This is a genomic window from Microbacterium schleiferi (genome assembly GCF_015565955.1).
In the GTDB taxonomy this organism is placed as follows: Bacteria; Actinomycetota; Actinomycetes; order Actinomycetales; family Microbacteriaceae; genus Microbacterium; species Microbacterium schleiferi_A.
On record NZ_CP064760.1, the window covers coordinates 2,269,130 to 2,282,706 of the forward strand.

Consider the following 13,577-nt stretch of genomic DNA (forward strand, 5'->3'; position numbering starts at 1 on the left):
GATCAGGCTGCAGCCTCGGCCTTGATGAGCTCGACGGCCTGCATGAAGCCGCCGCTGGTCAGCGACGATCCCGAGACGCGGCTGACCGAGACCTCGTCGAGGCGCTTGCCGACCACCTCGTTCTTGATGCCACCGATGAACTGGGACTGGTACTGCTCGGACTCGCGCGCCTGGGGGTTCCCCGTGACCTCGACCTCCGTGACGACATCATCGGCAAGCGTCAGGGTCACCGTGACCGTCTCGACCGATTCGGGCGTCGCGTAGGAGCCTTCCGCCGTGTAGGTGCCATCGGCGTAGCCGTCGGCAGAGGTCGATCCGGAGCCTGCGCCGGCATCCGTCTGCCCGGCGCCCGTGTCGGCTGTGGCGCCGCATCCGGCGAGGCTGAGAGCACCGGCGACACCGACGAGGGCGACACCGACACGTACGGGGCGGGAGGGGTGCGAGTCATGAGCAGTCCTTCCTAGGGATCGTCTCCACCATCCTCGCTTCCATGCCTATGCATAGGCTTTGAGGCGGCAGCGAGCGGGGAGGATGTCGAGGTCAGGCCGCGCCGTCGAACATGCTCGTGACCGAACCGTCTTCGAAGACCTCGCGGATCGCGCGGGCCAGCAGCGGCGCGATGGGGAGCACGGTGAGCGACTCCCACCGCTTGCGATCGGGAATCGGAATGGTGTCGGTCACCACGACCTCGTCGATCGCGGCATCCTGCAGCCGTTCGCTGGCCGGATCGCTGAAGACCGCATGCGTGGCCGCGACGATGACGCGCTCCGCCCCGCTCTTCTTGAGCGCCTGGGCTGCCTTGACGATCGTGCCACCCGTGTCGATCATGTCGTCGACGAGGAGGCACACCCGCCCGTCGACCTGACCGACGATCTCGCTCACGGTGACCTGGTTGGCAACGTTCGGATCGCGGCGCTTGTGGATGATCGCCAGCGGCGCGCCGAGGCTGTCGGACCACGTGTCGGCAACCCGGACGCGTCCGGTGTCGGGCGAAACGACGGTCAGCTTGTCGCGATCCTCGGGCGAGAGATTCTTCTCGAAGTAGTCCAGCAGGACCGGCTTGGCGAAGAGGTGATCGACCGGTCCGTCGAAGAAGCCCTGAATCTGCGCGGCGTGCAGGTCCACGCTCATGACGCGGTCTGCTCCTGCCGTCTTGAGAAGGTCGGCGACGAGGCGAGCACTGATGGGCTCACGCCCACGGCCCTTCTTGTCCTGGCGCGAATACGGGAAGTACGGGGCGACGACGGTGATGCGCTTCGCGGATGCGCGCTTGGCGGCATCCAACATGATGAGAAGCTCCATCATCCACTCGTTGACCGGAGGGCCGAACGACTGGATGAGGAAGAGGTCGCAGCCGCGGATCGAAACCTCGAACCGGGTCAGGATCTCGCCGGACGCGAAGGTCCGGTACTCGGTCGGAACGAGGTTCGTGCCGAGCGCTGTCGCGACGTCGTCGGCAAGGCTCGGGTGAGAGCGGCCGGATGCGACCACCAGGCGCTTCTTGGTCTTGGCGACCAGGCCCGGAGCGATCCCGCTCTCTTTGTCGAGATCAACCGTCTTGTTCTTGCGCGCCATTGTCCGCTTCCTGTGCGGACCGGGCCCGCGCAGCGACGTCGGCGGCGGCTGTTCCCGGTCTGTTGTTCTCGACCCACCCCTCGATGTTTCGCTGAGGGGCCACGCTCAGAGCCAGCGCACCGGGGGGACATCCTTGCGGATGACGGCACCGGCGCCGGTCTTCGCACCGTCTCCGATCCTAACGGGCGCGACGAAGACGTTGTGCGACCCGGAGTGGACCTCATCGCCGATCTCGGTGCGGTGCTTGGCGAGATCGTCGTAATTGGCCGTGATCGCTCCGGCGCCGAGGTTGACGCCGCGACCGATCGTGGTGTCACCGATGTAGGACAGGTGCGGCACCTTGCTGCGCTCGCCGATCGTCGAGTTCTTCACTTCGACGAACGTGCCGACCTTGCTCTGCGCCTCCAGCGTCGCGCCCGGCCGCAGATAGGCGAAGGGGCCGACCGTCGCGCCGCGACCGATGACGGCGAGCGTGGCATCCGTGCGTGTGACCGTGGCGTTCTCCCCCACCTCGCAGTCGACCAGCGACGTGTCGGGGCCGACTGTCGCACCCTGTTCGATCGTCGTCGCCCGCAGGATGTGCGTGTTCGGCAGCACCGTTACGTCGGGGGCGAGGGTTGCCGTCACGTCGATCCAGGTCGTGGCGGGGTCGAGGATCGTCGCGCCCTCGAGCTGCCACCGACGCACGGTTCGCGCGTTGAGCGTGCGCGCGGCCTCGGACAGCTGGACCCGGTCGTTCACGCCGAGCGCGTCCTGCGCGGCAGGCGCCTCCGCTGCCGCGACCACCTCGCCGGCGCTGCGCAGGATGCCGATGACATCAGTGAGGTACTTCTCGCCCTGGGCGTTGGCCGTGCCGACGGCGGCGAGACTCGTGCGCAACTCGGCGGCGCGGAACACGTAGATGCCCGTATTGATCTCACGCACCGACAGCTCGTGGGCCGTGGCATCCTTCTGCTCGACGATGCGCTCGACGGCCCCATCAGCGCCTCGAATGACGCGACCGTACCCCGTGGCGTCGTCCAGCGTTGCGCACAACAGCGTCGCGCGTGCGGCGGCGGCGCGGTGGCGCGAGAGCAGTGCCTCGACAACGCCGACCTCGACGAGGGGGACATCGCCGCTGAGGACGAGCACATCGCCATCGAAACCGTGCAGAGCTCCGAGAGCCAGTTCGACAGCGCGACCGGTGCCGGGAATCTCGTCCTGGTCGACGATGTCGACTCCGGGGAGCAGGCCGCTCACAGCATCCGCCACGAGGTCCCGCTCGTGACGGACCACGACGACAGTACGCTCCGGGGCCAGCGCCGACGCGGTACGCAGCACGTGTCCGATCAGCGGAAGACCGCCGATCTGGTGAAGGACTTTGGGTGTCGCGGACTTCATCCGCGTTCCCTGACCCGCCGCCAGAATCACGACGGCGACGGGTGTGGTGATCTCAGCCATGCTCCGCCGCCAGGACTCGAACCTAGACTTCACAGCTCCAAAGGCTGTCGTGCTGCCATTACACCACGGCGGACCGGCGCGTACGCGGCCGCGCTCCAGTCTGCCAGAGGACGTCGCAGCCCGGATAATGGCGCAGTCCCCGGGATAATGGGTCAGTGCCCGCTGAATCCGACGAAGTCGACCGCATCGTCGGCGCGTGGAGCGCCCAGCGGCCGGACCTGGATTTCTCACCGCTCGAGGTACTCTCGCGCGTCGACCGCCTCTCGCGCCACCTCGACCGGGCACGCCGCGAAGCCTTCCGCCGCTCGGAGCTCGAGCCCTGGGAGTGGGACGTGCTGTCTGCCCTGCGGCGGGCGGGCGAGCCGTTTCAGCTCAGCCCGAAGCAACTGCTGCAGCAGACGCTGGTCTCCTCGGGCACGATGACCAACCGCATCGACAGGCTCGTGGGCCGCCGACTGGTGCGTCGCGAGTCCGACCCCGGCGACGGACGCGGCATCCTGGTGACCCTCACCGACGAGGGAAAGACCCGCGTGGATGCCGCCATCACTCGACTCGTGGATGCCGAAGCGGTGCTCCTGGACAGCCTGTCCCGCCCTGACCGCGACCGTCTCGCAGCCCTCCTGCGAAAGCTCTCCCTGGGATTCGACGCATGACCGACACCGACGATGGATTCATGGACGCCGGATCCCCGGATCCACGGGAGGATTCGGTTGCCGAAAGCGCCGGATCGCGCCGGTGGCACGACTGGTTCGACGTGCGCTTTCGCACTCCCGCCGCCGTGTACGGGCTCATCGTGTACTCGGCGCTGCTGATGATCACCGCCGACCACTACACCGACGTGACCGACGTGGTCGTTTCGTCGGTGGCCACACTCATCGTGTTCTTCATCGCGCATGTGTTCGCCTACACCCTCGCCGATCATGGCAAGCACCCGCTGGGCCGCGCCACGCGCTACGCGCTGACTCACTCGTCAGGGATGCTGTGGGCTGCCCTGCCTCCGACACTCGCGATGATCATCGCCGGCGCCTCGGGGCTGCAGGCTGAGGAGGCGTCGGGCTATGCGTTGTGGGCAACCATGGCGGTCCTCGCTTTCCTCGGATACGTCGCGTACTCGCGGACGGGAGCCGGCATCGCCCGGCGCATCCTCGGCGCCACGGGCACAGCCCTGCTGGGGGCATTCGTCGCGATCCTCGAGTACGCGTTCCACTGAGCTCCGCCCGCCAAGCTCCTGTCGTCCGACGGGCGATGTCGAGGGGTACGCGTAGCGTGGAGGGATGATGAGTGACCGTCCGCAGCCTTTCCATGACGCTCCCCTCGACGCCGCAATGTCGGATGCTCTCGTGCAGCAGGGACTTGCCGTCGAGCGGGTCGACAATGCCGCGAGGGCGGAAAACGATCCGTGGTTGTCTGCCGTCGCGCGCGGATTTCTCGAAGAGGAGCCGGGAGAAGTTCGCCGCGAGGCATTCGTCGGGCACACCGCGCACCGCCGCAAGCTCGGCGTCTACGACGCCACCTCCCCGCAGCCCGAGATTCCCGTCGCGACGTTCGCGTCCTGGCCGAGCGAACTCACCGTGCCGGGCGGCAGCGTGGCAGCCAGCGCTATCAGCGCGGTCACTGTCGCGCCGACGCATCGGCGACGCGGCATCCTTCGCGCCCTGATGGCTGGAGAGTTGCGCACCGCCGCCGCGCTCGGGCTTCCGGTCGCAGTGCTCACCGTCAGCGAATCGACGATCTACGGCCGGTTCGGGTTCGGTTCGGCGGCCACGGTGGCGAACTGGGACATCCGGGTTCGCCGCGCCGGCTGGATCGGGCCCGAGGCGCCCGGCCGCGTGGACTTCATCTCGCGCGAACAGGCGCGGGAGCTCGCCGAAGCCCTCCACGAGCGCGTGCGCGCCTCGTCCGCGGGAGAGATCGCCCTTCCGGAAGGGCACCTCAATCGCTTCTTCGGCACGAGCCCGGATGCCGAGAAGGCCGAGCGACTGCGCACCATCCAGTACCGCTCGCCCGCAGGAGAGGTCGATGGCATCGCCGTCTATCGCGTCGTGGAGAACCCCGACGACTTCAGCGAATCCACGCTCGAGCTCTCGTGGCTACTGGCCGCCACCGACGACGCCTATGCCGGCCTGTGGCGCTTCCTTCTCGAGATGGATCTCATCGGGCGCCTCCGCGCCTCCGAGCTCGCCGTCGACGAGCCCCTGTGGTGGATGATCGCCGACCAGCGAGCCGCCACGATCACCATCACCGACCACGAGTACGTCCGCATCCTCGACGTGCCCGGCGCGCTCGCCAGCCGTCGCTTCGGGGCCGCTGACACGATCGCGCTCGAGGTGGACGACCCGCTCGGGATCGCCGGTGGCACGTTCGTGCTGACGACGGATGCCGACGGTGGCGCGGTCGTCGACGCGGTCGAGGCTCCCCCCGCGAACGCACCCGTGGTGCGTCTCGGTATCCGGGAGCTGTCGTCACTGCTGCTGGGTACAGTATCGGCGGTGACCCTTGCTCGGGCCGGTCGCATCGAGGCGGATGATCCGACGCGGATCGCGCGCGTGTTCCAGACGACCGAGGCCCCGCGATTGAGCTTCTGGTACTGACGCGCAGCCGACCCTCCCGCGGCGCCTAGCCTGGAGGGGATGGCACATCTTCTCGGCGCCGAAGCGCTGCATCTCGAGTTCCCCACGAAAGTGGTCTTCGATTCCGTCACGCTCGGCATCGCCGAAGGCGACCGGATCGGGATCGTCGGTCGCAACGGTGACGGCAAGTCCAGCCTGCTCGCGATGATCGCTGGTCGTCTCGAGCCGGATGCCGGCAAGGTCACGGTGCGCGGCGGCACTCACATCGGCGTCGTCGACCAGCAGGACACGCTCGACGATGACCAAACGGTGGGACGGGCGATCGTCGGAGACCTCGACGAACACGAATGGGCAGGTGATGCCCGCATCCGAGACGTGCTCGCGGGCCTGGTCGCTGATCTCGACTGGGATGCTCCCCTCTCCACCCTCTCGGGCGGTCAACGGCGCCGTGTGTCCCTCGCCGCAGTGCTCATCGGCGACTGGGACATCCTGATCCTCGACGAGCCCACCAACCACCTGGATGTCGAGGGGATCGCCTGGCTCGCCGCCCACCTGAAGAAGCGGTGGGCAGCGAACGCGGGAGCACTGCTGGTCGTCACCCACGACCGGTGGTTCCTCGACGAGGTGTGCACGCTGACCTGGGAGGTGCACGACCGGATCGTCGAGCCGTTCGAGGGCGGCTACGCCGCCTACATCCTGCAGCGGGTCGAACGCGACCGCCAGGCAGCCGCAACCGAGGCGCGGCGGCAGAACCTCGCACGCAAAGAACTCGCCTGGCTGCGCCGCGGTGCTCCGGCGCGAACCTCGAAGCCGAAGTTCCGCATCGATGCCGCGAACGCACTCATCGAAGATGTCCCCGAGATCCGCAACAGAACGGAACTGCAGTCACTGGCCGTCACCCGCTTGGGTAAGGATGTGGTCGACCTGCTGGATGCCTCGGTCGCCTTCGATGGCCGCGAGATCCTCCACGACATCGAGTGGCGCATCGCTCCGGGCGAGCGCACGGGAATCCTCGGCGTCAACGGTGCCGGAAAGTCCACGCTGCTCGGGCTCGTGGATGGCAGCGTTTCTCCCACGGGCGGACGGGTCAAGCGGGGCAAGACGGTTCGGGTGGCGACCCTCACCCAGCGCCTCGACGAGCTCGAGGAACACCTGAACGATCCCGTACGGGTCGTGATAGGTGGGCTCCGCACGAGCTACACGATCGGTTCCGGCTCGAAAGCCCAAGAGCTCACCCCCGGCCAGCTGCTCGAGCGCCTCGGCTTCTCGTCCGCGCAGCTGTCTACCCCGGTGCGCGACCTCTCGGGAGGCCAGAAGCGCCGGCTGCAACTGCTGTTGATCCTGCTGGACCAGCCGAACGTCCTCATTCTGGATGAGCCGACCAACGACCTCGACACCGACATGCTCGCGGCGATGGAGGACCTCCTGGACTCGTGGCCCGGCACCCTCCTTGTCGTCTCGCACGACCGGTACTTCCTGGAGCGCGTCACCGACCAGCAGTACGCGATTCTGCCGGGACCCGGCGGCGCGGGACTGCTGCGGCACCTTCCGGGTGGGGTGGATGAGTATCTACGCCTGCGTCACGGGCAGATCGCGGATGCCGAACGCGGGGCATCCGCTCGGTCTGGCGGGTCATCGTCCGCGGCACCGTCCTCGGCAGCTCCCCCGACGGGCGCCGAAGCTCGAGCAGCGCAGAAGGAGATGGCGGCGCTGGAGCGGCGCATCGCGCGCCTGACCGAGCAGATCGACGCGGCACGCACAGCGCTGGCCGAACACGACCAGTCCGACTACTCGGGACTCACTGCCGAGATGACGCGGATCGGCGGCCTCGAGGCAGAGCGCGACGAACTCGAGCACCGCTGGTACGCGTTCGGCGAGCTCCTAGAGTCCTAGCGACCGGGTCAGGGGTGCTTAGCAAGCCCCTTCGTCAGCCGGTCAACCGCGTTGCGCGCACCTCACGATTGCGACGCTTATACCCCCAGGGGTATAGTAGAGTCGTCTTCGAATAGCAGACCCGACAAGAGGAGTTTCATGCGCATCGTCATCGTAGGCGGCGTCGCCGCCGGCATGAGCGCCGCAGCCCGCGCACGCCGTCACGACGAGTCAGCCGAGATCATCGTGCTTGAGCGCGGTCCCGAGGTATCGTTCGCGAACTGCGGTCTCCCGTACCACGTCGGCGGTGAGATCCCCACGAAGGATCACTGCTGCTCCACACTCCCGAAACGCTGCGCGCGAGCCTCAACCTCGACGTCCGCACGGGCCACGACGTCACAGCCATCGACACCGCAGCCAAGACCGTCACTGTCGCCTCAGCATCCGGGGTCGAAGAGATGAGCTACGACGCGCTCGTGCTCGCTCCCGGCGCCGTCGCGATCAGGCCACCGCTGCCCGGCCTCGACTCCCCCGGGTTCGAACCCTTCGCACGGTCTCCGACGCCGTGACCCTCAAGAAGTGGGTGGATGACGGCGCCACGCGCGGCGTCGTGCTCGGCGCCGGCTTCATCGGACTCGAGGCCGCGGAGGCGCTGCGCCACCGCGGGCTGGAGGTCGATGTCGTCGAGCTGGCCCCGCACGTTCTTCCGCCGCTCGAGCGCGAACTGGCCTCCGTCGTCACCACGCAGCTGCGAAACCTCGGCATCCGCGTTCACGACGGCGTCGCCGCCGAGAGCGTCGACGTCGGCGACGAGTCCGATGTGGTGGTGCTCTCGGACGGCACGCGCATCCCGACCGATCTCGTGGTCCTCTCGGTCGGCGTCCGCCCCGACACCGCCTTTGTGGAAGCGGCCGGCATTGAGACTGCTCGCGGCGCGATCGTCGTCGACGATCGCGGACGCACGTCCGCCGAGGGGGTCTGGGCCGCCGGTGATGCCGTTACCAGCACGGATGCCGTCACCGGCGTCCAGCGCCCGGTTCCCCTGGCAGGCCCCGCGAACCGTGCCGGCAGGCTCATCGCCGACGACATCTTCGGGATGGCGCAGGCGCGGCCGATCCCGCATCCGATCGGAACCGCGATCGTGCGGGTGGGCGAGATCACGGCGGCGATGACCGGTGCCAACCGAGCGAGCCTGGATGCCGCCGGGATGGACTACACAACGATCCACCTGCACCCGATGCAGCATGCGGGCTACTTCCCCGGCGCATCGACGGTCCACATGATCGTGCACGTCTCCCAGCGCGACGGTCGGATCCTCGGAGCCCAAGCAGTCGGCTACGAAGGAGTAGACAAGCGTATCGACGTGCTCGCTACCGCGATCCGCGCCGGCCTGCCCGCGGCAGACCTCATGGACCTCGACCTGGCCTACTCCCCGCCCTACGGCCAGGCCAAGGATGCCGTGAACCTCGTCGGCATGATCGCCGAGAACGTCGAGAACGGTCGACTCAAGCTCTGGTACGCCGACGAGCTCGATCGGATGCGCGAATCCGCGCTGATCCTCGACGTCCGCACGCCCCGCGAGTACAACAGCGGCCATATCGAAGGTTCGCTGAACATCCCCCACACGGAACTTCGCGATCGCCTCGACGAGGTGCGCGAGGCAGCGCAGGGTCGCCCGATCGCGGCTCTGTGCGCGGCGGGCGTCCGATCGAACATCGCGTACCGCATCCTGGTAGGCAACGGTTTCGACGCAGCATCCCTCTCCGGGGGCACGCAGACCCTCCGCCAGTGGTGGGGCGATCAGGCCGCCAGCATCCTTGTCAGAGAAGAGGTCCACGCATGATGATCACCGGCACCCCCGAGGAGCAGGCGGCAACCCGCAAGCGCATCACGAACCGGCTCAAGCGCGCGCAGGGTCAGCTCAACGCCGTCATCGCGTCAGTCGAGGCCGGCGACACCTGCCGCGACATCGTGACGCAGCTTTCCGCCGTCACCAGCGCGCTGGACCGTGCCGGGTTCGCCATCATCTCGGCAGCGATGCGTGACTGCGTCGCCGACCCGGACGGCACCGCCGAAGCCGAGGGCTTGACGCAGGAGGAGCTGGAAAAGCTCTTCCTCTCGCTCGCCTGAGCCGCATCCGCTGACATTCATCACCCGGACCGTCGCCGTGACGGACCGCTATTCGTGCTGCCCGGGCAGCCACCGAAGGAGACATCATGTGCTATCAGACGACGTGCCGGAAGTGCGGCAAGGTCACGTGGGGCGGATGCGGCCAGCACGTGCAGCAGGCCCTCGCCGGAGTCCCCAAAGCCCAGCGTTGCGCGGGGCACGAGAACGAGCCGTCGAAGGGGTTCTTCGCGAGCCTGTTCGGTCGCTAAGTCACGCCAACCCACCGAACGCTGAAGCGGCTGCCACCCTCTCGGGTAGCAGCCGCTTCACTGTCGCTGGGGTCGTTAGCTCAGGCCATTTTCCTGGAGCCACTGCGACGCGATGTCTTCGGGAGACATCTCGTCGACGAAGCTCTGAACGTTGAGGGCGACCAGACCCTGGGGGGTGAGGGCAGCGCTCACGGCGTTGATGACGTCGGCGATCTCGTCGGCGACATCCGCGTTCACAACCGGAACAACGTTCGATGCGAGGAAGAGCCCCTCGGGGTCTTCCAGGACGACGAGATCGGATGTCTGGATCCGCGGGTCGGCCGTGTAGATATTGGCGAGGTTGATCGTGCCTGCCTCCAGGTCCTCGAACGTCGTGTCACCCGTTGCGGAGAACCCGACGTCGATGCCGTACACATCGGCGAGGCCCATCGGCCCGTAGGGACGTTCGGCCAGCTCCGGCGGGCCACCCAGCGTGAGGGGCTCGGTGACACCGGCCAGGTCTGCGATGGAAACAAGACCGAACTGGTCGGCGAATGCCGAGGTCACGGTGTAGGAGTCCTGATCGGTCGCACTGGACTGATCGAGCACGACGAGGCCCTCCGGAAGTGCATCCGGGAGCGCCGCGTAGACCTCATCGGAGGTGCGCGCCGTCGTTTCGGGGTCGAAGTACTGCAGGAGGTTTCCGGTGTACTCCGGGAACAGCGTCACCTCGCCGCTCTCGAGCGCCGGGATGTAGGCATCCCGCTGGCCGATGTTGAACTGACGCTCGACATCGAAACCGGCGTTCTCGAGCGCCTGGGCGTAGATCTCGGCGATGATCTCGTTGGAGTAGTACGCCTGCGAGCCGACGACAATCGTGTCGGACGTCATCTCGCCGCTGCCACTACCGTCGGTTGGTTCGTCGAGCGGGTTGCTCGACGCGCAGCCGGCCAACAGCAGCGCTGCGGCGCCGGTGAGCGCGGCGGCGCGGAGGGTGCGTGTGATGGTCATGGTGCCTCTTTCTCTTTCTGGTGGTGCGGGGTCTGTGGTTGTGGGGTGGTGCTCTCAGCTGGACGAACTGGACGCGAAAGTGTCTGGAATTCGCGGCGGAATCTTGTCGAACCGCGGTTCGGCGTCTGCCGGCGGGGCGCTGCGAGGCGCACCCCGCAGGCCACGAGGCACAGCAGCACGCTGCGCGAGCGCGAGCAGGCCGTCGAGCACCAGGGCGAGAGCTGCGACGAGCACGGCGCCCGCGAGGACCTGATCGAAACGGCCGAGAGGGATGCCCTGGATGATCGGCCATCCGAGACCACCGAGATTGACGTAGGCGGCGATCGTCACGGTAGCGACCACCTGCAGCGTGGCAGTCCGGAGACCTCCCATGAGGAGAGGAAGGCCGAGCGGAATCTCCACGCGCCACAGGACCTGCCAGCGCGTCATACCGACAGCGCGAGCTGCGTCGATCGTCGCCCGATCAATGGCCTGGATACCGGTGTAGGCGCCGGCGAGCAGCGATGGAATCGCCAGGAGCACGAAGGTGATGAGCGCCGCCTCGGGTCGACGTGTCACGCCGAGCACGAGCAGGAGCAGGATGAGAAGCCCGAAAGACGGAATAGCGCGCGCCGCGCCCGAGATCGCTACCGCGATCTCCCGGCCTTTTCCGGTGTGGCCGATCGCCCATCCGACCGGGACGGCGACGAGTGTCGCGATGCCCACCGCCGCAAACGTGAAGCCGATCTGCTGGAGGAAGAGGATCGGGAGGGCGTAGTTGCCCGTCCATTGCTCGGGCGCGATGATCCAGAGCCACGCATCGATGATGAGATTCATGCGCTTGCTCCCACCGACGTTGCGGGAGCCGCCGTGCGCGACCCGATTCGACTCCGGCGGTTCCACGGCATGAGCAGTCTTCCGGCGAGCACGAGGATGACGTCAATAACGAGAGCGAGGATGACGACGGCGACCACACCCGAAAGCACCTCGGGGATGATCCGCCGCTGCAGACCGTTCGTGAACAGATAGCCGAGGTTTGTTACTCCGACGAGGATTCCGACCGTGGCCAGCGAAATCGTGCTCACCGATGCCACGCGAAGCCCCGCCAGGATGACAGGTCCCGCGAGCGGGAACTCAACGCCGAAGAAACGCCGCGTACCCGAAAACCCCATAGCCGTCGCAGCCCCCCGGACGCCCGTGTCGACGGAGTCGAGACCGTCCACCACCGATCGAACCATGATCGCGATCGCATAGAGGGTCAACGCGATGATCAGGTTGGCATCGCTCAGCGCGCTGTAGCCGAACACTGTCGGCAGCAGGATGAGCAGGGCAAGCGAGGGGATCGTGTACAGCATCCCCGTGATCGTGATGACCCAGCCGCGCAGCAGTCCGAAGCGCCACGCGATGTAGCCGAGCGGAATCGACAGGACGAAGCCCAACACGATCGCGATGATGCACTGACGGAGGTGTTCCAGCGTCAGCTGCAGGATCAGGTCGAGGTTGTCGAGAATCCACGTCATGGAGAATCGCCCCGCGTGTCGCTGCCCGCGTCATCCAGCATGCCCTGCGTTCTTCCGGTGCCGTCGACGACCGCGGTGCCCGTCGCTGTCTTCTTCAGGTGCAGCGCACGTTTCCCGTGGTCGGACCCGATGAAGGATGCGACGAACTCGGACGCCGGATTCTCAAGGATCTCACTGGGCGTCCCGACCTGGGCGATGTGGGCACCCTTCTCGAGGATGACGACCTGATCTCCGAGGAGGAACGCCTCGTCGATGTCGTGCGTGACGAAGACGATCGTCTTGTCGACCTCATCTTGCAGGCGCAGCAGCTCCTGCTGCAGCTCCGCGCGCACGATGGGATCGACGGCTCCGAAGGGCTCGTCCATGAGCAGGATGTTCGGGTCTGCCGCAAGGCCGCGGGCCACACCGACCCGCTGCTGCTGGCCACCGGAGAGCTGACTCGGGTAGCGCTTGGCGAACGAACGGTCCAGGCCCACCGTGTCCATGAGCTCGAGGCCGCGCTCGCGGGCCTGCGCTCGAGAGACCCCCTGCAGCACGGGGACCGTCGCGATGTTGTCGATGACGGTGTAATGCGGCAGCAGGCCGGAGTTCTGCATGACGTAGCCGATGCCGCGGCGCAGCTTGACGGGGTCCTTGCCTGCGATGTCTTCGCCATCGATCGACACAACACCCGCCGACGGCTCGACCATGCGGTTGATCATGCGCAGCAGGGTCGTCTTGCCGCATCCGGATGACCCGACGAAGACCGTGGTCTTGTGCGCGGGCAAGGTCAGACTGAACCCGTCGACAGCGCGGGTTCCGTCGGGAAACTGCTTCGTGACGTCGTCGAAGATGATCACGGCGGCACCGGGTCAGTCGATGACCGACACGTCCCTTCCGAAGGCGACATAGCCCGAGAAGTCCGCCCCGACGCGGTCGAACGCGCTCGGGTACGGCGTCGGGTACGCCCAGGCCCCGTCGGAGTGCGTCACCCCGTCGGCGACGACATGGTAGTACTGGCAGACGCCCTTCCACGGGCAGGTGTAGGGAGTCGGACTCTCGACCAGCGCTCCCTCGGCGATGCTGCTCGGAGGAAAGTACCAGTTGCCCTCGATCGAGAGGAGTTCATCGCGAGGCGCTTCCGCGATGACGACGTTGTCAATAACAGCCTTCATGGTTCTCCGTTCGTCGGGACGGCCGATTCGGCTTCGAATTACGCTACCGGAGGCCAGGGACACTGCGGGCGGTTGTAGCCGAAGCGGAATGCGCGCGGT

At 67.2% G+C, this 13,577-nt stretch carries 15 protein-coding genes, 1 tRNA gene and 1 pseudogene; 8 read left to right on the plus strand and 9 right to left on the minus strand.

Annotated features, from left to right (window positions below):
* Window positions 1-2: 2 nt before the first annotated feature.
* The 4 genes and pseudogenes from IT882_RS17385 to IT882_RS10995 all read right to left on the minus strand — a co-directional run bounded on the left by IT882_RS17385 (window position 3) and on the right by IT882_RS10995 (window position 3,088).
* Complete coding sequence (locus IT882_RS17385; RefSeq protein ID WP_195691888.1) at window positions 3-230, minus strand: FMN-binding protein; 228 nt, start codon at window positions 228-230, stop codon at window positions 3-5.
* A 310-nt stretch (window positions 231-540) separates the two neighbouring features.
* The gene (locus IT882_RS10985; RefSeq protein WP_195691889.1) at window positions 541-1,575 is read right to left on the minus strand and encodes a ribose-phosphate diphosphokinase; all 1,035 of its coding nucleotides are present in this window, start codon (window positions 1,573-1,575) and stop codon (window positions 541-543) included.
* Window positions 1,550-3,015 (minus strand): annotated as a pseudogene (gene glmU / locus IT882_RS10990) (bifunctional UDP-N-acetylglucosamine diphosphorylase/glucosamine-1-phosphate N-acetyltransferase GlmU). Before glmU ends, IT882_RS10985 begins: the two are co-directional and overlap by 26 nt.
* A 1-nt stretch (window position 3,016) precedes the next feature.
* A tRNA-Gln gene (locus IT882_RS10995) sits at window positions 3,017-3,088 on the minus strand.
* 82 nt (window positions 3,089-3,170) lie between these two features.
* Between IT882_RS10995 and IT882_RS11000 the strand changes: the two genes are divergently transcribed.
* The 8 genes from IT882_RS11000 (at window position 3,171) to IT882_RS11030 (ending at window position 9,835) form a co-directional block, all read left to right on the plus strand.
* Entirely contained in the window at window positions 3,171-3,668 is a 498-nt protein-coding gene (locus IT882_RS11000) for a MarR family winged helix-turn-helix transcriptional regulator (protein ID WP_195691890.1), read from the plus strand.
* A complete protein-coding gene (locus IT882_RS11005) occupies window positions 3,665-4,225 on the plus strand; it encodes a hypothetical protein (RefSeq protein WP_195691891.1) in 561 nt (186 codons plus the stop codon). Before IT882_RS11000 ends, IT882_RS11005 begins: the two co-directional genes overlap by 4 nt.
* Before the next feature lie 64 nt (window positions 4,226-4,289).
* Window positions 4,290-5,606: a GNAT family N-acetyltransferase gene (locus IT882_RS11010; RefSeq protein WP_229382074.1), complete on the plus strand. Its 1,317-nt coding sequence runs from the start codon at window positions 4,290-4,292 to the stop codon at window positions 5,604-5,606.
* A 39-nt stretch (window positions 5,607-5,645) separates the two neighbouring features.
* Window positions 5,646-7,478 carry an ABC-F family ATP-binding cassette domain-containing protein gene (locus tag IT882_RS11015; RefSeq protein ID WP_195691892.1) on the plus strand — a complete coding sequence of 611 codons (1,833 nt, stop codon included), beginning with the start codon at window positions 5,646-5,648 and terminating at the stop codon, window positions 7,476-7,478.
* A gap of 383 nt (window positions 7,479-7,861) precedes the next feature.
* Window positions 7,862-8,026 (plus strand): hypothetical protein, encoded by a 165-nt coding sequence (locus tag IT882_RS17110; protein ID WP_324253943.1) that lies wholly within the window; start codon window positions 7,862-7,864, stop codon window positions 8,024-8,026.
* A complete protein-coding gene (locus tag IT882_RS11020; RefSeq protein ID WP_324253872.1) occupies window positions 8,023-9,300 on the plus strand; it encodes an FAD-dependent oxidoreductase in 1,278 nt (425 codons plus the stop codon). The genes IT882_RS17110 and IT882_RS11020 overlap by 4 nt, the downstream gene beginning before the upstream one ends.
* Window positions 9,300-9,587, plus strand: coding sequence for a metal-sensitive transcriptional regulator (locus tag IT882_RS11025; protein ID WP_374197992.1), 288 nt, complete (start codon window positions 9,300-9,302; stop codon window positions 9,585-9,587). The genes IT882_RS11020 and IT882_RS11025 overlap by 1 nt, the downstream gene beginning before the upstream one ends.
* Window positions 9,588-9,673: 86 nt before the next feature.
* Window positions 9,674-9,835, plus strand: a complete 162-nt coding sequence (locus IT882_RS11030; protein WP_195691894.1) for a hypothetical protein — start codon at window positions 9,674-9,676, stop codon at window positions 9,833-9,835.
* A gap of 75 nt (window positions 9,836-9,910) precedes the next feature.
* Here the strand turns inward: IT882_RS11030 and IT882_RS11035 are convergent, their stop codons facing one another.
* The 5 genes from IT882_RS11035 to IT882_RS11055 are packed head-to-tail and all read right to left on the minus strand — an operon-like array spanning window position 9,911 to window position 13,478.
* Entirely contained in the window at window positions 9,911-10,825 is a 915-nt protein-coding gene (locus IT882_RS11035; protein ID WP_195691895.1) for an ABC transporter substrate-binding protein, read from the minus strand.
* A gap of 54 nt (window positions 10,826-10,879) precedes the next feature.
* Window positions 10,880-11,641 (minus strand): ABC transporter permease, encoded by a 762-nt coding sequence (locus IT882_RS11040; RefSeq protein ID WP_195691896.1) that lies wholly within the window; start codon window positions 11,639-11,641, stop codon window positions 10,880-10,882.
* Entirely contained in the window at window positions 11,638-12,324 is a 687-nt protein-coding gene (locus IT882_RS11045; protein WP_195691897.1) for an ABC transporter permease, read from the minus strand. The genes IT882_RS11040 and IT882_RS11045 overlap by 4 nt, the downstream gene beginning before the upstream one ends.
* Window positions 12,321-13,163: an ABC transporter ATP-binding protein gene (locus tag IT882_RS11050; RefSeq protein ID WP_195691898.1), complete on the minus strand. Its 843-nt coding sequence runs from the start codon at window positions 13,161-13,163 to the stop codon at window positions 12,321-12,323. Before IT882_RS11050 ends, IT882_RS11045 begins: the two co-directional genes overlap by 4 nt.
* Before the next feature lie 12 nt (window positions 13,164-13,175).
* A complete protein-coding gene (locus tag IT882_RS11055; protein WP_195691899.1) occupies window positions 13,176-13,478 on the minus strand; it encodes a DUF427 domain-containing protein in 303 nt (100 codons plus the stop codon).
* Between the last annotated feature and the right edge of the window lie 99 nt (window positions 13,479-13,577).

Excerpts from the sequence above, each read along its gene's own strand:
- IT882_RS10985 (WP_195691889.1), bottom strand. The coding sequence starts at position 1,575 with ATGGCGCGCAAGAACAAGACGGTTGATCTCGACAAAGAGAGCGGGATC.
- IT882_RS11005 (WP_195691891.1), top strand. The coding sequence starts at position 3,665 with ATGACCGACACCGACGATGGATTCATGGACGCCGGATCCCCGGATCCA.
- IT882_RS11010 (WP_229382074.1), top strand. The coding sequence starts at position 4,290 with ATGATGAGTGACCGTCCGCAGCCTTTCCATGACGCTCCCCTCGACGCC.
- IT882_RS11015 (WP_195691892.1), top strand. The coding sequence starts at position 5,646 with ATGGCACATCTTCTCGGCGCCGAAGCGCTGCATCTCGAGTTCCCCACG.
- IT882_RS11025 (WP_374197992.1), top strand. The coding sequence starts at position 9,300 with ATGATCACCGGCACCCCCGAGGAGCAGGCGGCAACCCGCAAGCGCATC.
- IT882_RS11030 (WP_195691894.1), top strand. The coding sequence starts at position 9,674 with ATGTGCTATCAGACGACGTGCCGGAAGTGCGGCAAGGTCACGTGGGGC.
- IT882_RS11035 (WP_195691895.1), bottom strand. The coding sequence starts at position 10,825 with ATGACCATCACACGCACCCTCCGCGCCGCCGCGCTCACCGGCGCCGCA.
- IT882_RS11040 (WP_195691896.1), bottom strand. The coding sequence starts at position 11,641 with ATGAATCTCATCATCGATGCGTGGCTCTGGATCATCGCGCCCGAGCAA.
- IT882_RS11045 (WP_195691897.1), bottom strand. The coding sequence starts at position 12,324 with ATGACGTGGATTCTCGACAACCTCGACCTGATCCTGCAGCTGACGCTG.
- IT882_RS11055 (WP_195691899.1), bottom strand. The coding sequence starts at position 13,478 with ATGAAGGCTGTTATTGACAACGTCGTCATCGCGGAAGCGCCTCGCGAT.